20 protein-coding genes are annotated in these 20,994 nt (G+C 68.9%); 8 read left to right on the top strand and 12 right to left on the bottom strand.

Annotated elements, in window-relative coordinates; translation table 11 throughout:
* Positions 1-80: 80 nt before the first annotated feature.
* Positions 81-494 carry an STAS domain-containing protein gene (locus MED01_RS09090; RefSeq protein ID WP_238668068.1) on the bottom strand — a complete coding sequence of 138 codons (414 nt, stop codon included), beginning with the start codon at positions 492-494 and terminating at the stop codon, positions 81-83.
* A gap of 154 nt (positions 495-648) precedes the next feature.
* Between MED01_RS09090 and MED01_RS09085 the strand changes: the two genes are divergently transcribed.
* From MED01_RS09085 to MED01_RS09075, 3 genes are read left to right on the top strand one after another with little or no spacing between them, the layout of a single operon-like run.
* On the top strand, positions 649-1,338 hold the full coding sequence (locus MED01_RS09085) for a response regulator transcription factor (protein WP_238668067.1): 690 nt from the start codon (positions 649-651) through the stop codon (positions 1,336-1,338).
* Entirely contained in the window at positions 1,335-2,690 is a 1,356-nt protein-coding gene (locus MED01_RS09080; RefSeq protein WP_238668066.1) for a sensor histidine kinase, read from the top strand. Before MED01_RS09085 ends, MED01_RS09080 begins: the two co-directional genes overlap by 4 nt.
* Entirely contained in the window at positions 2,687-3,250 is a 564-nt protein-coding gene (locus MED01_RS09075; RefSeq protein ID WP_238668065.1) for a GerMN domain-containing protein, read from the top strand. The genes MED01_RS09080 and MED01_RS09075 overlap by 4 nt, the downstream gene beginning before the upstream one ends.
* A 967-nt stretch (positions 3,251-4,217) precedes the next feature.
* Here MED01_RS09075 and MED01_RS36320 read toward each other — a convergent pair.
* Together MED01_RS36320 and MED01_RS09070 are read right to left on the bottom strand one after the other, a co-directional pair.
* Positions 4,218-4,298 carry a DUF2610 domain-containing protein gene (locus MED01_RS36320; protein ID WP_504898598.1) on the bottom strand — a complete coding sequence of 27 codons (81 nt, stop codon included), beginning with the start codon at positions 4,296-4,298 and terminating at the stop codon, positions 4,218-4,220.
* 264 nt (positions 4,299-4,562) lie between these two features.
* Positions 4,563-5,024 (bottom strand): nitroreductase/quinone reductase family protein, encoded by a 462-nt coding sequence (locus tag MED01_RS09070; protein ID WP_238668064.1) that lies wholly within the window; start codon positions 5,022-5,024, stop codon positions 4,563-4,565.
* A gap of 319 nt (positions 5,025-5,343) precedes the next feature.
* Here MED01_RS09070 and MED01_RS09065 point away from each other — a divergent pair, with 319 nt between their 5' ends.
* The 3 genes from MED01_RS09065 to MED01_RS09055 all read left to right on the top strand — a co-directional run bounded on the left by MED01_RS09065 (position 5,344) and on the right by MED01_RS09055 (position 8,465).
* The gene (locus MED01_RS09065) at positions 5,344-6,102 is read left to right on the top strand and encodes an SDR family NAD(P)-dependent oxidoreductase (RefSeq protein WP_238668063.1); all 759 of its coding nucleotides are present in this window, start codon (positions 5,344-5,346) and stop codon (positions 6,100-6,102) included.
* Between the two features lie 152 nt (positions 6,103-6,254).
* On the top strand, positions 6,255-7,154 hold the full coding sequence (locus tag MED01_RS09060; protein WP_238668062.1) for an AraC family transcriptional regulator: 900 nt from the start codon (positions 6,255-6,257) through the stop codon (positions 7,152-7,154).
* Between the two features lie 273 nt (positions 7,155-7,427).
* The gene (locus MED01_RS09055; RefSeq protein WP_238668061.1) at positions 7,428-8,465 is read left to right on the top strand and encodes a fatty acid desaturase family protein; all 1,038 of its coding nucleotides are present in this window, start codon (positions 7,428-7,430) and stop codon (positions 8,463-8,465) included.
* A 49-nt stretch (positions 8,466-8,514) separates the two neighbouring features.
* On the opposite strand, the gene MED01_RS09050 is transcribed toward MED01_RS09055, so the two are convergent.
* From MED01_RS09050 to MED01_RS09035, 4 genes are all read right to left on the bottom strand, one after another.
* A complete protein-coding gene (locus MED01_RS09050; protein ID WP_238668150.1) occupies positions 8,515-10,014 on the bottom strand; it encodes a serine/threonine-protein kinase in 1,500 nt (499 codons plus the stop codon).
* Between the two features lie 151 nt (positions 10,015-10,165).
* Entirely contained in the window at positions 10,166-10,783 is a 618-nt protein-coding gene (locus MED01_RS09045) for an OmpA family protein (protein ID WP_238668060.1), read from the bottom strand.
* Positions 10,767-11,369 (bottom strand): hypothetical protein, encoded by a 603-nt coding sequence (locus MED01_RS09040; RefSeq protein ID WP_238668059.1) that lies wholly within the window; start codon positions 11,367-11,369, stop codon positions 10,767-10,769. The genes MED01_RS09045 and MED01_RS09040 overlap by 17 nt, the downstream gene beginning before the upstream one ends.
* 261 nt (positions 11,370-11,630) lie before the next feature.
* Positions 11,631-14,459, bottom strand: coding sequence for an AfsR/SARP family transcriptional regulator (locus tag MED01_RS09035; RefSeq protein ID WP_238668058.1), 2,829 nt, complete (start codon positions 14,457-14,459; stop codon positions 11,631-11,633).
* Between the two features lie 270 nt (positions 14,460-14,729).
* Between MED01_RS09035 and MED01_RS09030 the strand changes: the two genes are divergently transcribed.
* Positions 14,730-15,227, top strand: a complete 498-nt coding sequence (locus MED01_RS09030) for an LURP-one-related/scramblase family protein (protein ID WP_238668057.1) — start codon at positions 14,730-14,732, stop codon at positions 15,225-15,227.
* Positions 15,228-15,314: 87 nt separating this feature from the next.
* Here the strand turns inward: MED01_RS09030 and MED01_RS09025 are convergent, their stop codons facing one another.
* Positions 15,315-16,667: an FAD-binding oxidoreductase gene (locus MED01_RS09025; RefSeq protein WP_238668056.1), complete on the bottom strand. Its 1,353-nt coding sequence runs from the start codon at positions 16,665-16,667 to the stop codon at positions 15,315-15,317.
* Positions 16,668-16,714: 47 nt separating this feature from the next.
* Between MED01_RS09025 and pdxR the strand changes: the two genes are divergently transcribed.
* Positions 16,715-18,139: a MocR-like pyridoxine biosynthesis transcription factor PdxR gene (pdxR, locus tag MED01_RS09020; protein ID WP_238668055.1), complete on the top strand. Its 1,425-nt coding sequence runs from the start codon at positions 16,715-16,717 to the stop codon at positions 18,137-18,139.
* 168 nt (positions 18,140-18,307) lie between these two features.
* On the opposite strand, the gene MED01_RS09015 is transcribed toward pdxR, so the two are convergent.
* From MED01_RS09015 to MED01_RS09000, 4 genes are all read right to left on the bottom strand, one after another.
* Positions 18,308-19,366: an alpha/beta hydrolase family protein gene (locus MED01_RS09015; protein ID WP_238668054.1), complete on the bottom strand. Its 1,059-nt coding sequence runs from the start codon at positions 19,364-19,366 to the stop codon at positions 18,308-18,310.
* A gap of 14 nt (positions 19,367-19,380) precedes the next feature.
* Positions 19,381-19,734, bottom strand: coding sequence for a hypothetical protein (locus MED01_RS09010; RefSeq protein WP_238668053.1), 354 nt, complete (start codon positions 19,732-19,734; stop codon positions 19,381-19,383).
* Between the two features lie 100 nt (positions 19,735-19,834).
* The gene (locus MED01_RS09005; protein WP_238668052.1) at positions 19,835-20,299 is read right to left on the bottom strand and encodes a TetR/AcrR family transcriptional regulator; all 465 of its coding nucleotides are present in this window, start codon (positions 20,297-20,299) and stop codon (positions 19,835-19,837) included.
* A 134-nt stretch (positions 20,300-20,433) separates the two neighbouring features.
* Positions 20,434-20,994, bottom strand: a complete 561-nt coding sequence (locus tag MED01_RS09000; RefSeq protein ID WP_238668051.1) for a hypothetical protein — start codon at positions 20,992-20,994, stop codon at positions 20,434-20,436.

Genomic DNA, 20,994 nt, shown 5'->3' with positions numbered 1-20,994 from the left:
AGATGGCTCCCGAATCTGGTGTTTCCCTGCCGGGTGGCGGTCGAGCCCGATGGTGGGAAAGGTGAGACCACTGGCGATCGTCAGTGCGGGGCTCTTACCGCGGCGCGGCCATGAGCGATCAACGCCGGTGGGGTGGAGGTGGGTTCCTGTCCCGTCGTGGGCGTGCAGGACGACGACGAGGCAGTGTCGACGACCGGCAGAATCTGGTCCAGACGGGCCGTGTGCAGGATGCGTCGGATGCGCGGGTTCGGATTGCGGACGGTGAGGACGCCGTCGGCGCGGGCCAGCCGCCGGTGCACATCCAGCAGGAGGCCGATGGCAGCGGCGTCGATGTGCCGGCACCCGGACAGGTCGACCACGACCTGTGCGGGATGCAGGGTCAGCAGTCGGTCGAACACTGCTCCGGTCGCCGGCAGGCAGGCCAGATCGAACTCGGTGATGCACACCTCGACGAGCGGCAGCGTGCACGGCGTGGTTGCCAGAGGCCCTGTCACGGGCACACCCCTCTCCTTCACGGACGCGGTCGTCTAGGACCCTGCCGTTCCGGCTTGGCGGTCACCACGCGGATCTGTGACAGTTCCGTGACAAATCTGCCAACCGGCCGCCACGGTTGGCCGCCGAGCTGGTCGTGTGGGGATGATTCCCGGTATGACGGCCGTGCTGGTGATCGAGGACGACGACCGAATCCGTCTGGCGTTGTTGCTCGCGCTCGAGGACGAGGGCTACGACGCTCTCGGCGCGGCCACGGCCGAGGAGGGCCTGCGCGTGCAGCGCCGCGACCCGGCCGACTACGTGCTGGTCGACTTGATGCTGCCCGGCCTCGACGGCTTCGAGTGCATCAGGCAGCTGCGCCGTGACGACGACGTGCCGATCGTGGTGGTCAGCGCCCGCGACGACACGCACGACATCGTCGCCGCTCTTGAAGCCGGCGCCGACGACTATGTCGTCAAACCGGTGGCGATCAAGGAATTGACCGCGCGGCTGCGCGCCCTGCGCCGCCGCGCCCGTGCCGGCGTCGCGGGGCAGTCGCCGGAGCCCGTGCCCGTGCTCGTGGTCGGCGAGCTGGAGATCAGCCCGGACGGGGGAGAGGTGCGCCGAGCCGGACAACCCGTACCGGTCACCCGCACCGAATTCCGGCTGCTGTGCGAGCTGGCCGAGCACGCCGGTCGGGTGCTGTCCCGCCAGCAACTGCTCGAACGGGTCTGGGGGTACGACAGCGGCGACGAACGGCTCGTCGATGTGCACGTCGGCCGCCTGCGGCAGAAGATCGAGTCAGACCCGGCGAACCCGCGGCACCTGGTCACCCTGCGGGGCCTGGGCTACAAGCTGCAACGATGAGACGCCTCGGACTGCGTACCCGGGTCACTGTCGCGTTCGCCGTCGGCGCGCTCCTGCTCTCAGCGTCGATGGCCCTGGTCTCCTACGAGTTGACCCGCCGGTCCCTACTCGACGAGCGGGAACGCACCGCCCTGCGCGCCGCCTACTTCGACGCTACCGTCGTTCGTGCCGGGCTCGACACCGACACCCCCGATGTGGTGGAGGTGCTTCGGTCGCTGGACACGGGCGGGAGTCGGCGGCCGGTGCTGCACCTGAACGGCGAGTGGTATGCCCGTACCGCCGACCCCACCACCACCGCTGCCATCCCGGTTGAGCTGCGTCGGGTCGTCGGGGCCGGTGAGCCCGCAGTGCAGCGGGTACGTGTCGACGGCCAATCTGTCCTGGTCGTCGGAGTGCCCCTGTCGGCGTCGGCGACGTACTTCGAGGTCAACTCGCTCCGGGAGCTGGAACAGACGTTCCAGGTTCTGGCGCTCGCGCTGACCACCGTCGCGATCATGGTCGCCGGCTCCGGCGCGGCGCTCGGCTGGTACGCCACCCGGCACGGGCTACGGCCGCTGACGGCGGTCGCCGACGCGGCTGGAAAGATCGCCGCCGGTGACTTCACCGCCCGCCTCGACAAGACCACCGACCCCGACCTGACCCGGTTGTCCTCGTCGTTCAACCAGATGGTCGACCGGCTGGCGCATCGCATCGAGCGGGACCGGCGCTTCGCCGCCGACGTCAGCCACGAGCTGCGCTCGCCACTGCAGACCCTCGCCGCGGCGGCCAGCGTGCTGGCACGTCGTCGGGAACACCAGGACGAACGAACCGCCATCGCGGCCGGGCTCGTCGCCGACGAGATCGACCGTTTCCAGCGGCTCGTCAACGACCTGATCGACCTGGCCCGCAGTGACCAGCCCGCCCACCGGGCCTCCGTGGACGTCGTCGCGCTGGCCCGCGATGCCTGCCGCGCCCTCGACCTGCCCACGGCGCTCGTCCATCTCGCACCCGACGTGCCGGCGACGTGGCTGGTCGAGCGACGCCGTGTCGCACAGGTCCTAGCGAACCTGCTCGACAACGCGGTGACCTACGGAGGCGGTCCTGCAGGCGTCCGGCTGGGCCGCGACGGTAGCGCCGGCATCATCGAAGTCGAGGACGACGGACCCGGTGTGCCCGTCGAGGACCGCGAGGCGATCTTCGACCGTTTCGTCCGGGGACGAGCAGCTCACACCCGCGGCACAAACGACGGCACAGGGCTCGGACTCGCGCTGGTCGCACAGCACGCCGCAGCACACGCCGGACACGTCACCGTCGGTGACCGGTCCGGCGGAGGCGCCTGCTTCCGTGTCACTCTGCCGGAGAGCCTGCCATGAACCATCGTCATTTCGTCGTGCTGGCGTTTGCCGTGCTGCTGACCGGCTGCAGCATTCCCACCGATGATGCCCCCCGGGTGGTGCAGGCACCGAAAGGACCATTCCAGAGCTCCGCGCCCGCCGACACCAGCGCACCAGTCGGCCCTGCCGCCGAGACGCTCTGCTTCGTCCGCGACAACCGCATCATCTCTTTCGTCCGGCGCGTCGACCGACCGCCAACGATCGAGGATCAACTGCGGCATCTGCTGGTCGGACCCACCGCGGCCGAACGCGACACCGACTTGACCAGCGCGCTGCCGGGAGCGGTCAACGCCGCTGGTGTCACACTGACCGGCACCCAGGCCCGCATTGTGGTCGACAAACCCGGCGACGACGCCGGCCGCAGCGACGAGGTCCTCGCCTTCGGGCAGATCGTCTGCACTCTTACCAGCCGCGACGACGTCACCACCGTCACGTTCTCCCGTGATGGCCGACCTCTCAGAGTGCCTCGCGCCGACGGTTCGCTGTCCGACCAGCCCCTCACTCGCGCCGATTTCGCACCACTGATCACCCCTCGTTGACCTTCGTCTCCACTACGCCTGGACCAGCGCCAGGCCGACCATCGTGACCGCTACCGCCGCCAGCAGCGGTGCCGCTGTCCCGCCCAACCCATCAGGAGCCCGCTAGGTGCCGTAGGGATTCGAAGGAGCCGCACCGTAGCTGGCGATACGCCCAGCAGCGATACCAATCGAGCGGTGATCGAGCAGGAGCGCCGCCCGCCCGGGTCGTCTCGGCGGCTGTCAGCGACGCCTACGCCGATTGCTGCGCCGCACGCTCCGTCTTCGCCACCCACGTGCCGCTGAGTACGACCGCGAACACGAGAGTGCCAAGCATCCAGGCGAGCCAGGAAGGGCCGTCAGGGCGCACTACGGTCCATACCACGATCAGGGACCCGATCAACACGACGGCGAGGGCGACCAGATAACCAACGCCGGCGGCGCTGGCTGGAATAGGCAGACGAGTTCCCGAGACTTTCGCCGCGATACGGCTAGTCACTGCCACGGATAGGGCCGCGATGACGAGAAAGGGGCCCGCGATCTGCTGCGACAGAAGACCGCTTGCCGCAGTTGCGGCACCTGCGATTACTCCGATTACCGCGTAGTACCACCGTGGAGCGACAATCTGTCGGTCAGCCACACTCGCCCGGACAGACGATTCTTGGCCTTCAGCTGATGCCGGGTCCATAGCCGCAAGTCAACCCCTGGCCCCCTGCGGTGTCAAGCCCGTCGCGAATGGGGGCGGGAGGTGGGGCGAGTCCGGTTGTCGACCAGGGTCGAGGCTTTCGAAAATGGGGGTTCCTGCACCTTCCGTCCGAAGACCTCGGCGTTCTCCACGGTACTTCCAGGCTCCTGACCTGACCGCTCTGCCGTCCGGAGGACCCTGATCTGACGTCGCCCAGGTGTCGGTGGTAACGGTATCCGCTGATCCGTCCACCGGGACGGGTGGCACCGAGTTGTCATCAGCGTCGGAGAGGGCCATGTCCCTGGCCTAGGTGCAGAGCTCTGTGTAGGAGACATTGTTTTCGTTGGCGATGCTCAACAACTTCGCGAACGAGTCCATCACTTCCAACGGAATTGACCTGCCGTATCACTGGTCGCATCTCGTCACGCCTTGTCGGACCAGGCTGGGTCCACGACCAGGGCACCCGATGGGACTGCAAGGGCATCGGCCTGACCGAGCCGGCGTCGTTCCGCACTTCCTGACCGTCTGCCTGGAAATCCCCCGGCTGAGGACAGCCGTCAGGGCCCAGAGCCCTCGGGTGTCGTGGCGCAGGCGAGGGTGGCGGCGGCCAGCAGTAGCGCGCAGACTGCCGCTCCATGTCGTCCGGTGTGGTCAACTCAGCGGCTGGCGCAGCCGTTCGTCGTCGAAGACGATCTCTATCAGCGGGCTGTGCTCGAGCCAGTCTTCCAAGCGCTGGCGTTGGGTGACGCGCATGCGCAAACCGGGCTCGTCCTGCAGTGCGACGACCGCGGACAGTACGCGATGGCGCACCGCGGGATCCTCGACCGGCACTGCGGTGGCCGGCAGGTCCGCCCGGACGCCGTTCTTGAGGTGGACGGTGAAGTGCGGGTGCGCGGACAGGTTGGCGTTCCAGCTTCGGGGCACCGGCATCCCGCTGAGGTACCAGCGGCCGTCGACGTGGTGGAACCAGATCTCGATGCGCCTCGGGCGGCCGGTGCGCCGGCCCAGGGTCGTGATGTCGATGGTGCGGGCCTCGCGCGGCGAGCCCGGGCCGATGGCCAGAGCGCGCCTGACCGCGCCCACGTCGTAGCTTCTGTCCGTGGTGTCGGTCATGGTCGGCTGCCTCACTCGTCCTGACGGAATGGCTTTTGGGGCAAGTCAAACCTCACGCCGGGAGGGCTGCTAGGGGCATCCTGGCGGATCCTTGCACGATCCTGCTCACGCGTAGCACAACGACGGGCCGGGCACGTCCGGCAAGGGTCGACGCTCCTTGCGCGGCGGGCAGGAGCGGGGTCGGCTGACGCGGCCCATCCGAGAGGATTGGGCAAGAGACGAAGAGGATCGCTCTTTTCGCGGGTCCGGCACAGCGGTCTCCTGGAAGGGACACATTCCCCACGGATTCCGACGAATCCTCAGGCCCAGGAGGCACACAATGAAGGTAGCCGTCGTCACCGGTGCCAGCTCCGGCATCGGCCAGAGCGCCGCCCTGCAGATCGCCCGGCGCGGTACCGGCGTCATCCTGACCTACAGCTCCAACGAACAGGGCGCCAAGGACACCGTCGCGCGGATCGAGCAGCAGGGCGGCACTGCCGTGGCGCTGCACCTGGATCTCGCCGATACGGCGGGATTCGCCACCTTCCGGGAGACCGTTGCCGAGGTGCTGCGCGAAACCTTCCAGCGGCACTCCTTCGACCACCTGGTCAACAACGCCGGATTCGCCGGCATGGCGATGATCGAGGACACCCGCGAGGAGGAATTCGACCGGCTCACGGACGGCCTGTTCAAGGGGCCCTTCTTCCTCACCCAGGCCCTGCTGCCGCTCCTCGCCGACGGCGGCGCCATCGTCAACCTGACCAGCAACTCCACGCTGCCCCAGGTGACCGCGCCGGGATACTCCGTCTACGCCGCTCTCAAGGGCGCCGTGGCGGTGATCACCCGCTACATGGCCAAGGAGTTCGGTCCCCGCGGCATCCGCGTGAACTCGGTCGCACCGGGAGCCACCGTCACCCGCTTCGCCGACGACGCGTTCAGCAGGAACCCGGAGATCATCCCGGAACTGGCGAAGACCTTCACTCTCGGCCGCGTCGGGGAGCCCGACGACATCGGCATGGTCATCGCCGTGTTGGTCTCCGAGGAGGGCCGGTGGATCACCGCCCAGGACATCGAAGTTTCCGGAGGCCAGAACCTCTGAACCAACTCCTGCTGTGAGCGACGCCGCCCACGGCTCGTTGCGCGACGAGCCAGGACAGCCGCCCACGAGCCGCCTTGCCTGGCGGGGACATCTGTGTGCTCAATCCTGCCAGGTCAACGCCACGGTGTGGAGGTTTGTGCATGAATAGACTCATGTCTGCCCTGGACGAAATGCGTGAGCTTCTCAACCGGCATGCGCGGCCCGACATGAGTACGTCGATCGAGGGCATCAGGGTATGCAAGTTCAACCATCCGAACGCGTCGGCGGCCGGGATGTCCGGGACCGTGCTCGCAGTCATCGCCCAGGGCGGCAAACGCCTCGCCCTGGGCGAGCACCTCTACGAGTATGGGCCCGGTGAGTATCTGATCGCCTCTGCCGACCTCCCCGTCACCGGCCATGTCCTGGACACCGGGCAGCCCACCCTCGGCTTCGGCATGACTCTCGCTCCCTCAGCGCTTGCTGAACTCCTCCTGGAAGCCGACCCCCGAGACCTGCCGGCCACCCCACGCACGGCATCGCCAGGCATTGCCGTCTCCACGGCCTCGCCCACACTGCTGGACGCCATCGTGCGCCTCCTGCGACTGCTGGAGCAGCCCGCGGACCGCAAGATCCTCGCTCCCATGGTCAAGCGGGAAATCCTCTGGCATCTCCTGCGAGGTGAGCAGGGAGCCGCCATCCGCCAGCTCGGTCTCGCCGACAGTGGACTGGCCCACATCAACCGCGCCGTACGTCAGATCCGGGAGAACTACGCCACCGCCTTCCGGGTGGAGGACCTGGCGGAAATCGCCGGCATGAGCGTGTCCGCGTTCCACCGCAACTTCCAGACAGTCACCGGAATGAGCCCCATCCAGTTCCAAAAACGCATCCGCCTGCAAGAAGCCCGGCTCCTGCTCGCCAGCCACCCCTCAGACATCACCGGTGTGGGCCTCAGCGTCGGCTACGACAGCCCCTCCCAGTTCAGCCGTGAATACCGCCGCATGTTCGGCACACCGCCCAGCAAGGACACCCAACTCCGCACTCCGCCAGCAGAACTCGTCACTGCGCTGCCCTGAGCCTGATCCTGTCGGGATCGTGGTGTTCCCGCTGTGCGCAGTCACGTACGGGCTGCGACTGGTCGTCAGGCATCCATGAAGCGAGTCGCACTCACGTGCGGCGCATGGTGGGATGGTTTCGGCGTGCGAGAGGCGGCTTTGCGAAAGACTGAAGCCATCAGCGGCGGTTCGTTCATCGATTTCTGCAGGACCACGCATGCACTACGTGCCCCGGTCACGACTGACGGCGGGGTCAGTGGAGCTGATTGGCGTGGCTGACGAGGAGTGGCGACGGTGAGTGAAACAGATCTTGGTGCTCGCAGTGACCGGGGCAGTGATTACGCCGATCTGTCCCGCCTGGTCCGAGGCGCGGGTCTCCTCGACCGGCACCCCCGCCGCTACGCGGCGCGGGTGACAGTGGTGTTTGTCGGTCTCGCGTTGATGGGCGTCGTGTTCGTCCGCCTCGGGTCCTCGTGGTGGCAGACGGCGACCGCCGCTGGCGTCGCAATGCTGTTCGGGCAGCTGGCCTTTCTCGGACACGACGCCGGGCATCGGCAGATCCTTCGATCCCGCCGGGCGAACGACGTGATCGGCTATGTCTGTGCAAACCTGGTGAACGGGATCAGTTACGGCTGGTGGGTCGACAAGCACAATCGCCACCACGCACATCCCAACACCGAGGGCCGCGACCCCGACCTCGTGGTGGCGCCGCTGTCCTTCACCCCCGGTCAGGCCGCGACGCAGCGCGGCCTGCGCGCGCTGTTCGTTCGGCATCAAGCGGCGCTGTTCTTCCCCCTGCTGATGGTGGAGGGTCTGCATCTGCACGCCGCCAGCGTCCGGGCGGTCCTCTTCCGCAGCGGTCTCCGACGCCGACGAGCGGAGGCCGGACTGCTCCTCCTGCACTCCGCCGGCTACCTCACTGTCGTGTTCCTGGTCCTGAGCGTTCCGCAGGCGATCGTGTTCATCCTGGTCAATCAGGCACTCTTCGGCCTCTACCTGGGCAGCTCCTTCGCCCCGAACCACAAGGGGATGCCGATCCTGACCGGGACCGATGACATCGACTACCTACGCCGTCAGGTCCTCACCTCTCGCAATGTGCGCGGGGGTCGCCTCCTCGACGCACTGCTCGGTGGGCTCAACTACCAGATCGAACATCACCTTTTTCCCAGCATGCCCCGGCCGAACCTGCGCCACGCCCAGCCACTGGTCCGCCAGTTCTGCGCCGAACATGGCATCGCGTACCACGAAACCACCCTGATCCAGTCCTGGGCCCAGGGGCTGGCACACCTGCGGACAGTGGGGGCCGGATCGGGCCGACCCGACAACGACTGAAACCGGCCGCACGCACTCTGGATCATGACGATCTGCGTACGTCATCCGCTCACTGGCGGCTCTCCCTTATCTTCGGCAATGGCGTGCCGTCCTCGCACCGCGCCTTGATCTCGCTCTTGTTGCCTGCGGACAGCAGCACCACCTGGATCTCCTTGACGGGCCCGGAGTTGTAGTCCTTGAGGCGGTAGCCGGTGGCAGGAGCGACGTCCAGAACGCGAATCTGATCGCCGGTGCAGAGCACGGTCACCACACCACCGAGTGCCCGAAGGGGCGTACCTGGCTTCGGGGAGGTCGGCGCCGGCGCGGCACTGGACGGTCCCGTCAGATCCTCGGCACTGGGTGACGTTGCAGGGCCAGGGCCAGCCGAGGAACCGGCTCGAGCGGTCGCTTCAGCCGGCCCAGCCGGAACGATCACCGTGCGGCTCGGTAGTGAGACCGGTGCGGGCCGCCCGGACGTCTGCCGGGGAGCAGGCACCTCAGTGACAGTCACATCGAAGGCGGCGTCGGGCGGGGTGGCACCGTCACGTGTGGCGACTTCGCCCGATCTGCCATCGGCAGGTACGAACTGGGGGAGCACAAGCGAAATGATCCCTGCCGTCGCCAGGAGAACGGGGATCAACACCGCGTTCGGGATGCGGCGACGCCGACCGGGAGAGGGACCGGCGGTAGTCGGGGCAGACACGGGCGAGACGGATGCCGGCTGGGCCGCCTGTTTCACCCGCCGCTCGGCGTCCTCGGTCAGACCGTGCAGGGCCGTGGCCACCTCCGCCGCGTCCGGCCGATCCGCGGGATCCCTGGCGAGGCAACGGTCGAGGAGGCGGTGAACCTCCGGCGACACTCCCTCGATATCAGGCAGCGGTGCCGGATCGACGTACACGTGAGCAGTCAACATCTGCGTGGGAGTCTCCGCCGACCAAGGCAGCTCATTGGTCAGCGTTCGGTACAGCAAGAGTCCGAGCGCGTAGACGTCGGAGGCAGGCAGGACGGTGCCACCGGCGAGCCGTTCGGGCGCGAGGTAGGCCGCGGTACCCAACAGCTGTCCGTCCGCCTCCAGCTCCGGCCGACCGACAGTGGTGGCGATACCGAAATCGACCACCTTCACACCGGCCGGCGTCAGCATCACGTTGGACGGCTTGATGTCGCGGTGCACCAGCTGACGTTCGTGCGCGGCGGCGAGCGCCTCGGCGACCTGCGCGCACGTCCGCATCGCGGTGGCCGGCGGCAGCGGACCGGCGGCAAGTCGTTGGGACAGGGTCTGGCCGGGCAGCAGTTCCATCACCACATACGACACCTGGCGGCCGGCGGCATCGGTGTGCTCGCCATAGTCGTACACACTCGTCACGTGCGGATGCCAGAGGCCCGCTGCGGACCTGGCCTCTGCCTGGACGCGTTGCCGTGCGCCTCGGGCGCCGGCCTGCGCGCCGGCCAGGACCTTGACTGCCACCCCACGTTCGAGGACGCGGTCCCACGCCCGCCAGACGACCGACATGCCCCCAGCGCCGAGACGGCTCTCGACCTGATATCTGTCGCCCAAGAGATCACCGACCATCACTGGGACAGCTTGCCAGAGTGGACGCGCGGTGGCATGACGACCGAATTCGACACTGGTCAGATGCCGTCAACAATTGGTGCGTGGCCGCCGGGCGATCAGCGGGCAATCCCCGGAGAGGTTCTGACACCGTGAACTCTCTCCGGGGCCGTCATTTGTCGAACCGGATTTCGACACGTCGATTGCTGGCTCTGCCCTTCGGGTTGTCCTTGCCGTCGACGGTGTTCGGCGCGACGGGCCTGGTCTCCCCGAAGCCGTTGATCTCGTAGGTGACACCGCCGTCGACGAGTGCCGCGGTCAGCGCGTCGCGCACTGCCTGGGCCCGTCGGCGGGACAACGTCAGGTTCTGCGCGTCGTCACCGACCGAGTCGGTGTGACCGTCGATCTGAACCGTGCCCTTGGCCTGGGTACGAAGCCGTTCGGCTATCTCGTCCAGCCGGGCGCGGGTAGCCGGCGACAGATCGGCCTTACCGAAGGCGAAGAGCACATCCGCCGCGAGTGTCAGCTCGATCCGACTGCTGGACTCGGCCTGCAGGCTGGTGCCGTCGGCGTCCCCGGTGAGCAGGAAAATGTCCTGCACCGGGCCCTGAATGTCCACTATCGGCGCGCTCACCTGCTCGCCGGACGTGGCCTGTGGCCCAGGCACGGTGCCGGTCGGCGGGGTTGGGGTCGGTATCGGTGCGGACCAGGCGATCGCCGGTTCGCTGACCAGTAGGCAGATGGTCAGCGTGGCGGCCAGCGCTGTCCGCCGGCTAACCGAGCGGCACATTCTCGAAGACCGGCACGCGGGGGATGACGACATCAACGGCGGTGACATCATCCGGTGGGGCTCCGAACATGGCGTACAGCTCGACCGACTGGCCAGCCTGCACGAACACCGAGGCGAGGCCCGACGAAGCGAGATACTTCACCTGGCCGGGCTTCGCGTCCTGGTCCCCGCTCCGGGCGACCAGGTGCCGCTTGCGGTTCTTCCGGTCGACCAACGTCACGCCCGAGAAGGCCAGGGCGATCGTGTCACCCTCGAACGCGCTTGCGATCTGCCAACGGTCCGGGTTGTCGCCGGCATCCGTGCGGGTCAAACGGACGTTGACTGTGACAAAACCCTTGTCGCGACGGAGTGGGTACAGCTCGACCTTGACCAGGAAGAGCTTGCCGCTGTCGCTGATCTGAATGTCCTGGCTTCCGATCGGTGCCCCGAGTTTCTCGGGCGTGCCCGCCGCGACACCAACGGTCTCCTTCGACTCGCTCGTGCCACCTCCGGGGTCGTGCGATCTGCCGAGGCTGCCGCACCCAGTGAGGGCAATTGTCACCGCGATCGCGAGCGAACCGGCGGTGATCGTGATGCGTGAACCCACGAATAACTCCGTTTACTGGTCCCGGTCTGCCGAACACTTCGTGCCGCCTGGCGGCCATAGCTACCTTCGGCAGACCGGTAAACAGTCTTGGGCCAGAACGGCTGGCCGTCCGCCCAGCGGGAACCGACTGACCGATTGTCGGCGGGGTGGCTTGCAACTCGCCTGCAGCAGGCTTGCAGCGGACACATCAACGCGAGAGCTGGTAGCGGCCACGTTTGGTGTCGCACCAGTGCTGGCACCGGTCGTGTCGGGGGAATCAGGTCAACTGTCGGTCGTCGCCGGCTCGCCCAGCAGCGCCCGGATTTCGTCCGCCTCCGGGTCTCCGAGCTCGTTGAAGACGGCGAGCGCCTGTCGCCAACAGGATCGGGCCTCGTCGTCGCCCCGCTCGCTCAGGGACCGTCCCAGGGCCAGCAGTGTCCGGGCCCTGCCGTGCTCGTTGCCGGTGGACAGGTGCAGCCGCACTGCCTCGCGGAAGCGTCGGATCGCCCGTTCGTGATCGCCCAGTTCGGCGTGCGCCTCGCCGAGATTGGCGATGCAGATGGCCTCCGCGTACCGGTCACCCGCGTCACGCATCGCGGTCAGTGCCTCCTCGTGGCGGTCGATCGCCTCGCCGGGTTGGCCCAGCAGCACATGGCACTGGGCCATGTTCTGCAGTGCCACACCCTCACCCCGTCGGTTACCCCGCAGCCTGTGTTCCTCGCGGGCGAGGGCGAACGTCGCCAGCGCCTCGTCGGGGCGGCCCGCCTCCGCGTGCGCGACGGCGAGGCTGTTCAGGCTGGTGGCTCGCCAGTCCCAGTCGCCGCTGGCCTCGTGCAATCGCAGCGACTTCTGGTACAGGTCGATGGCCTCGGTATAACGTCGGCTCTCGCACAGCGCGGTCGCGAGGCTGGCCAGCAGGGCACCCTCAGCCCGTCGGTCACCGACGGCACGGGTGGCGGCGACCCCGATGCGGGTCGCGATCCGCCAGTCTTCCCTGCGTTTGGTGATGTACCAGTACGCCGACGCGGCCAGGGCGATCTGCCATGCGTACGCCGGCGCGCCGCGCGACGCCGCTGCGCGAACCATCGGAACCAGGTTCGTCCGTTCGCTTTCGCACCAGCCCAGAGCGGCCTGGTACGTCTCGACGCGCATTGCCTCGACCGGGGCTGGCGGGGCTGGGCTGACGTGCGGCCGGTGCGGTTGCAGCACCCGTCCCGCGGCGCTGACCGTGTGCAGGTAACAGTTCAGCAGGCTGTCGAACACCGGTCGCGACTGCGCCGCGTTCTCCGGCGCCTCGGCCAACTCCCTGGCGTAGGCGCCCACCAGGTCGTGGAACTGGTAGCGGTCCGGCGCTGGAAGCTGAAGGAGGTTGGCCCGGTGCAGCTCGGCGGTCAGCTCCCGGGCCCGCAGCACGCTGACGCCCGCGAGGGCCGCCGCGGCGTGGACGCCGACACTCTCGCCCGGGTGCAGTGCCAGCCGCCAGAACAGCTCGGCGGCGGGGGGTGACAGGCCACGGTACGACCAGGAGAAGACAGCACGGAGGTTGGTGTCGGGGCCGTCAGGCCCGACGAACGCGTCAAGCCGGCTTCCCTCGCGTAGTTCGTCGAGCAGGTCGCCGAGCGGACGTTCCGGCAGGTCCAACGCGCGGGCGGCGACGATACGGATCGCCAGCGGCACATGGCCGCAATACTCGGCGAGTGCCGTGCGCTCGTCAGGCCGGGACCGACGTAGGCACCCGGCGACCAGGTCCACCGACTCGACCGGGCGCAGCGGAGCGAGACTCAGCGGCAGCGCCTGCTCGCGGACGACGAGCCCCGGAAGGCGGCGTCGGCTGGTCACCACGACGAGGCCGGCCAGATTCCCCGGCAGCAGCGGTCGGACCTGTGCGGCGTCGTAGGCGTTGTCCAACACGATCAGCAGCCGCCGGCCATCGGTCAGGCTGCGCATCCGCCCGCTCTGAGAGTCGACAGTGGGTGGGATGTCCGATGGTGGCACGCCAAGCGAGAGCAGCAGTCGGGGCAGCGCCTCCACTGGCGGCATCGGGGTGTCGCCCGGGCTGAACCCCCGTAGGTCGCGGTAGACCTGACCGTCCGGGAAGTCGTTGCGGTGCAGATGACCCCAGTGCAGGGCGAGTGCCGTCTTACCGATCCCGCCCATCCCGTCGATGACGACGATGCCGGGCCCGCCGCCGTGACGCACGGCGTCGAGTTGGGCGTCGAGCGCTGTCAGTTCGGCCCGCCGGCCGACGAAACCACCGGGTGCGTGGGGGAGCTCCGCAGGCCGCGCGGGTGGATCACCGGAGCCTCGCCGTACCAGGTCCCCGAGTGGCGGCGGCGAATCCGGTGGGACGTCGAGGGTGGGGTCGGCCCGCAGGATCGCGGCTTCCATCTGCCGCAGTTCCGGGGTGGGATCGAGGCCAAATTCGGTAACCAGCCGGGCTCGCAGCTCGCGGTAGGTCGCGAGGGCCTCGTCGGTGCGTCCCGCGCGGTGCAGGACCAGCATGAGCTGACCGACCAGCCGCTGCCGGAAGGGATGCTCGGCGAGTAGCTTGCCCAGCTCGTCCAGCGCGTCGCGTGACCGGCCCAGCCGGATCAGTGCCTCCAGGCGGTCCTCAACCGCGGTCCACATCATCTCTCGCAGGCCGACGCAGAGCCGGTCTCGTACAACTGTCGGGGCGACGTCGGCCAGCGGATCGCCGCGCCAGAGCGTGAGCGCCAGGCCGAACAGCTTGACTGCCCGTTCGTCATCGGCCTGCCGGGCTCGGGCGACCAGGCCGGTGAAGCGATGTACGTCGACCGAGCCCGGATCCACCCGCAGGAGGTAGCCCGCGCCCGTGTGCAGGATCTCGATGACCTCGGGCGGATCGGCGTCCATCGGGTTGCCGGCGCGGCGCAGGCAGGCGCGCAGTCGGGAGACGAGCGCCTGAAGTGTGCTTCGGGCGGAGGCGGGCGGGTCGGACCCCCAGACGAGTTCGACAAGTCGGTCCACCGCCAGCGCGCGACCGGGCTCCAGCAGGAGCAGCCCCAGCACCAGACGCTGCTGGCGGGAGCCGAGGTCGACGGGCACACCGGCGGTGTACGCCTCGACCGCGCCAAGGACCCGGAATTCCACCTGGCCACCCCCCGGTCGTCCATTATGGCGGCGCGCCGGCAAGCGGTCTGCCGTGTCCCGTGATCATTTGCGCGTGTGCGGCGTCTTCCGTTCCGGGGTCGTGGCGAAGCAGCAGCTCAGGGGTGCCGCAGTGGGCCCGCTGCCGCGCATGCACTGCTCGCAGGTCAGTTCCGCGCAGCGATGCCTCGTGGCTTTTCAGCCGGGGTGACCGAGGACGAGCAGGCAGTGCTCGGCCGGCACTTTGGTGTGCGGTAGGGGAGAATCGAAATCATGTTTGTCATCAAGGAGCGGTTCTTCTCGATCGGCGACGACTTCGACGTGCTCGACGAGCACGGCACCAAGGTCTTCCATGTCGACGGCAAGGTGCTCAGCGTCCGCGACAAGGTCGTCATCGAGGACGCCGCCGGCCGTGAGGTCGCCACGCTGCACCGGCACCTGGTGGCACTGCGCCCCACGTACGAGATCCGCATCGGCGGCGAGAAGGCCGCAGAGGTCCGTAAGAAGCTGCTCACGCCGTTCCGCGACAAGTTCACCATCGACGTGCCGGGGCCTGATGACCTGGAGATGAAGGGTGACCTGCTCGACCACGAGTACGTGATCGAACGCGGCGGCACCGAGGTGGCCTCGGTCTCCAAGCGGTGGCTGACCATCCGGGACACCTACGCCGTGCAGGTCACTGCCGGCGTCGACCCACTGCTCATCATCGGTAGCGTCCTCGCGCTCGACCTGGCCATGAACCGCGACAAGAAGAAGAACGACGACGACTGACCCCCTGCCGCAGCCGCATTGCTGAGGCTCGGGGCCGGGACGGTCTGACGCGTTCCTACGCCGCGAACAGCCCGTAACCAGGCTGGGCTACTGGCTGTGGGGCCGGATGTTGTGGTTGAGGTGGAACACGTTGTGCGGGTCCCAGATCGTCTTGAGTGCGGTGAGCCTGGCGAGCTTGGCGGCCGGGTACGCGCGGCGTACCCCACGTTGCCCCTCGTCGGCGGCGAGCGAGTTGACGTAGACGCCGTCGGCGTACGGGTCGAGCGTCGCTCCGGCACTGCGAGCCGCTGCCATCCGAATGTCGTCCTCGGATGGTTCGGTCCAGCGGGAGCCGGCGCCGAACTCGAACATGGTGCCGCGGTGGCTGAACGCCGCGTCGACGTCCGCGACGTCGGCGATGGCACCGCCGTGCGCCTGCAGGCCGACGCCGGCCAGGTCGGTGCCGTTGTGCAGGTCCGACGCGCCGCGCAGCAGGAACGCCTCGATCGCGGCAGTGGGGAACTGCCGCAGGTAGTGCGCACTGGAGTACCGGCGGTAGGCGTGGCCACCGACGGTGTCGTCGCGTTGCTGCAATTGAAGGTATGAGGGGGTGGTGACCCGCTCGGCGAGCGGGCGCCCGAGCGCGCGCATCGCCGGCAGCAGCCGGTGACCCTGTGCCGGGTCGCCGACCCACACGAAGCCGACGGTGGCGATAGGGCCGGTGGGCGTGCTCTGGACGTCGGCGGTGAAGGTCGCCTGCCGCGGCGCGACGGTGTTGAGGTCCCGCCAGCCTTCGAGCACCGGTACGGCGTCCTCGGCGCGGAAGTCGAACTCGGCGACCAGGGTCTGCGTTCCGGTGTGGTGCAGGTGAAATTCGAAGTCGGTGACGATGCCGAAGTTGCCGCCCCCGCCGCGTAGGCCCCAGTAGAGGTCGGGGTTCTCGGTTCGGCTCGCTGTCACCACCTCCCCGTCCGCGGTGACCATCGTGTAGGAGACGACGTTGTCGCAGGCCAACCCGTGTTGGCGGGCGAGCCAGCCCATGCCGCCGCCGAGGGTCAGGCCGCCGACTCCGGTGTGCGAGACGTTACCGGCAGTCGTGGCGAGGCCGTATGGCTGTGACGCCCGATCGAGTACGCCGAGCAGCGCGCCGCCCTGGACCCGGGCGCGTCGCCGGATCGGGTCGACCCGAACGCCGTTCAACGGGGTCAGGTCGATCATCAGGCCGTTCGCGGGGACGGCGTGGCCGGCCACGTTGTGCCCACCGCAGCGCACCCCGATCTCCAGGTCGAGTTCGCGGGCCAGGCGCACCGCGGCCACCACGTCGGCGACGCCGGCGGCCTGCACGATCATCCGCGGACGACGGTCAATCATGGCGTTCCAGACGGTGCGGGCCGCGTCGTAACCCGGATCGCCAGGGGTGAGGAGGCGGCCGTCGAAGCGGGGACTGGTCGTTGTCGGCATACGTCTGAGCCTGACGGAAATCGGTACACTCGGTAAGGTCCGATTCCATGGCTCGAACCAGAACCAATTCGAGCACGGCGGAGGACCTGCTCATCCATGTCGACCGGTCCGCGGCCGAACCGCTGCACCGGCAGATCGCCGCCTCGATCCGGGGCAGCATCCGGGCCGGTCGGTTGCGTCTCGGGACGTCCCTGCCGCCCACCCGCACCGTCGCAACCGATCTGGGAGTCTCCCGCGGCGTCGTGGTCGAGGCCTACCAGCAACTCCTCGCCGAGGGCTACCTCACCAGCCGGGCGGGCGGCTACACCCAGGTCGCCGTCGAGCCGGTTCCTCCGTCGGCGGGTCGGCGCGGCGGGGATCGGCCAGCGGCCCGGATCGACTTCGGGTACGGCCGGACCGACGTGTCGTCATTCCCCCGGGCCGCCTGGCTGCGCTCGGTGCGAACGGTCCTCACCACCACGCCGAACGAACGCTTCGCCTACCTCGACGGGCGCGGCGTACCCGAACTGCACGCAGCCCTGATCGACTATCTCAACCGGGTCCGCGGCACATCGGCCCGCCCGGAGAACGTCGTGATCTGCAGTGGCTACGGCCAAGGCGTCGCGCTGATACTCCAGGTGCTCGCGGCGCGCGGCGCCCGCAGGGTGGCAGTCGAGGACCCATCCGCTGACGACGACGCCCGCCTCGCCGCGGCCGCCCTCGGTGTGGACGTGATCGGCGTCCCGGTCGGGCCGGACGGCATCCTCGTCGAGGAACTCGAACGGACCGACGCGGACGCCGTCGTGCTGACGCCCTCGCACCAGTGGCCCACCGGCGGCGTCCTGTCGGCCACCGCACGGGCCCGGGTCATCGGCTGGGCGCAGCGCCGCGGCGCCGTGGTCATCGAGGACGACTACGACGCGGAGTACCGCTACGACCGCTCGCCCGTCGGCGCCATGCAGGGGCTGGCACCCGACTCCGTCGTCTACTGCGGAACCGCGAGCAAGACCCTGGCACCAGGGCTGCGTCTCGGGTGGCTGCTGGCACCGTCCCACCTGGTCGACGACATCACGGCGGCCAAGGTACGAGCCGACCGCGGCTCGCCCGTCATCGACCAACTGACCTTCGCCGACTTCCTCACCCGCGGCGAATTCGACAGGCACCTACGGCGCATGCGCCCGGTCTACCGCCGTCGCCGCGACGCACTCCTGGCCGCCTTGCGCGCACGGCTGCCCGAGTTGGAACCAGTCGGTGTCGCGGCGGGCCAACACGTCGTCACCTGGCTCCCGCACGACCTCGACGAGGCGCGGGTCGTGGCTGCCGCCGGCCGGCGCGGACTGGTAGTGCAGGGCGTCTCCCGGTACCGACTGAGCCCCGCCGGACCCGGCGGGCTGATCTTCGGCTACGCGACCCTCACCGAACGCTTCATCGCCGACGGAGTGGAAGCCCTTGCCGAAGCGGTCGCAGAGGTCCGTGCACTGACCCGCCGCTGATGGGGCCCGCGCACGAGGGAGCATCATCCAGACGTACCTTGCGATTTCCGGCAGTGGCCCGCAGCCGCGCGTCGGCGCGGCCGCGGGCGTCGAGGTCAGGGCGCTTTCCGGTGTCCCAGAGAGGACCCACCGGGGAACGTGGAAAGGGGTCTTGAGCGTGGGCCTCGTCTACCTGGCGCCGTACCTCATGAACCGACCCAGTGCGTCGAGTGTGGCCGGGGCGAGGACGTCCGGATTCGCGGGGTCGGTCAGACCGTGGGCAACGCCGGACAGCACGATTCGGCCAGGCCCCCTGGTGTGCGCCCGTTCCAGCGCTACTGCCAGCGGCGTGGTCATGTGGCATGGGACCTGTGGGTCGATGGTTCCGCAGGTGAGCAGGACAGGAGTCCGACGGGGTAGCTGGTACGCGACAGCAACAGGGTCGATGGCGTCGATGGTCTCCACGTAGCGCCGGCTGGGGCCGTCGAGGGCACGGAAGAGATCGGCGAGCGCGGGCGGCATGGCGCTGGTGTCGGGTGGGCGGTGCGCTCGGAAATCGGCAACGGCCCGGTCGACAGCGCGCCCGAGGGTGAGTTGCTCCTGCCGGCTCATCTGGCCCGCGGCGACGGCAGCGGCGAGCTGGTCGTGCAACTGCTGCGCGAGCACGTCGAGGAACCGTTTCGCCAGGGGTTGCAACAGCCCGACTCCGGCCGTACGAGGTTCGGCGGCGACCGCGACCCGCAGTGCCGTCAGCGCACCTTCGCTGTGCCCGATCAGGCGTACCGCTCGCCGGTTGACCTCGGGTTGGCCGGCGAGCAGCCGGTACGCGGTAGCGGCCTGGCGGACGAAGGCGGGATGGTCGAGCGTCTCGGGCCTTCCGGCGTAGGCGCCCAGCCCGGTCCGGCCCGTGCCGTACTTGTCGAAGCGCAGGCTGACGACTCCGTCGTGCGCCAGCGCTCCGGCGAGTTTGGCGAGGGTGTGTGGGGTGAGCGCGGGCGGCTGGTCGCCGTTGCGGTCGGTCGGACCGCTGCCGGGCAGCAACAACACGGCAGGCATCTTCTGCCCCCGGCGGTGGGCGGGGATGTGCAGGGTGCCGTATGTGGTGGTCCCGTCCACAGTGAAGGTGATCTCGCGGTCCGTGGCAGGCGTGGTCGGCATGGCCTGCACGGCGGTGGCGGGAAGAGTCCCTGCGGCGATGGTTCCCAGCATGACGGTGCCGACAGTGATCCGGCGGACGGTTCGTGGCATCCGGCCGACGGAGATCATCGCGGGACCGCCTGCTCGATCAGGGCGACAGTGGCGGCTGGGTCGGCGACCTCCACGACCAGGCGGGCATAGCGCTCGTCGGCGAGTTCGATGACGACGGCGCGGGCACCGTCACGAATGTTCCAGAAGACGCGCTCACCGTCCTGATGGAAGGTGCCGGCCGTGATGACGCCGGGCACACTCGTCCCCGGTGCGCGCAGGCCCTTCGGTTCGGCGGCGATACCCGGGTCGGCGGTGGCGCCGCGGACGTTGGCCAACGGGATCACCAGACGGCTCTTGAGCGACCACAACCTGTCCATACCTTCGATCTCCACGACGAGATCGTCGCCGTCGACGCGCACAGTGGCCATGACAACCGTCCTTTCGTCAGGCCGACGGCACCGGCCGTCGGGCATGGTGGGGCACCGGCGCGAGCGGCGCCGGGCGAGGTGGTCGGGTACGGGAGTGGGGTTACGAAGGGCCGGCCGACGCCGTAGCGGCACGGGCCCGCAGCCGCTCGCCCAGCAGCGCGTTCAACGCAGTCGAGGCAGGGGGGTCGGCGGGGGTCGCCGGTGCTCGCTGCAGGGCCTGGTCAAGCGTCTGCCACGCCTTGGCCACCAGGGCTGCCACCTCGACGTCACTGGGGGCGCGTTCGACAGCGGCCAACAACAGCAGATCGAGGGTGGGGTCGTCGGCGACCGCCGCGCCAGCGGCGAGTTGCTCGGTCAGCGACGGCAGCCGGTGCTCGAGGTGCCACCGCAGAGCGGCGAGATAGAGACCCCGCTTGCTGCCGAAGGTCTTGTAGAGACTGTTGCGGTGCACCCCCAGTTGTTGGACGAGATCGTCGACGGACACCCCGTCGTAGGCCCTGCCGGCGAACAACCCCGCTGCCGCTGCGGTCACGGCTTGCTCGTCGAAACCCCGCGGGCGACCCATGTCCAGAACACTACTGATTGAGGAATGATCAGTCAAGAACGATCGTTCCTAATCTCGCTGGACCGAGCCGTCCGAGGTCGCCACCGACTGCGGGGCCGGCGCTCGTGGCGCCGGCCCCGCAGTGGTCTACCTGCTCAGGCGCGGAAGTAGCTGCACTGGAAGGCGAAGTCGTCCACCCGCACGGCACCGCTGCCACCAAGCAGGGAGACCCGGACGAACACCTGGTTCGGGCCGTTCGTGTAGCTGGCCAGGTCATGCCGTCGCCACGTGGTGTCGGTGATCCGGACGGTGCGCAGCGCAAGGTAGGTCCAGCTCGCCGGATCGATCACCTCGACGTTGAGCACCGCCGGCCCGCTGACTGCCCGGACGAAGAACCCGCCGCCACAGGTGGTGGAGTGCCCGGCGGTACGCGGCGCCACCGTGAGCAGCTTGCCCACCCCGGACCAGCCACCGGTCGAGGTGGTGAGAATGGCGTTGTTAGAACCGGACCGGGCCGTTCCGGTACCCAGCTCGAAGGCTCCGCTCCCAGCCCCGGAGCGGTGGAACTCCCACACCGTTGCCGGGTTCCCCTCGAACCCGTCGGTGTGCTGCCAGAGGTCCGCCTGAGCGGGGCCGACGGCCACTGTCAGGGCCACCGCCGTGGCCGTGACGGCCGCGGCGGTGAGGCGTACGGCTCTGGTGAATGCGGTTCTCAT

The sequence above is a fragment of the Micromonospora alfalfae genome (assembly GCF_022230925.1).
GTDB classification, from domain to species: domain Bacteria; phylum Actinomycetota; class Actinomycetes; order Mycobacteriales; family Micromonosporaceae; genus Micromonospora; species Micromonospora alfalfae.
The sequence above is the reverse complement of the archived record's forward strand: the minus strand, read 5'-3'. Positions and strand labels throughout refer to the sequence as shown.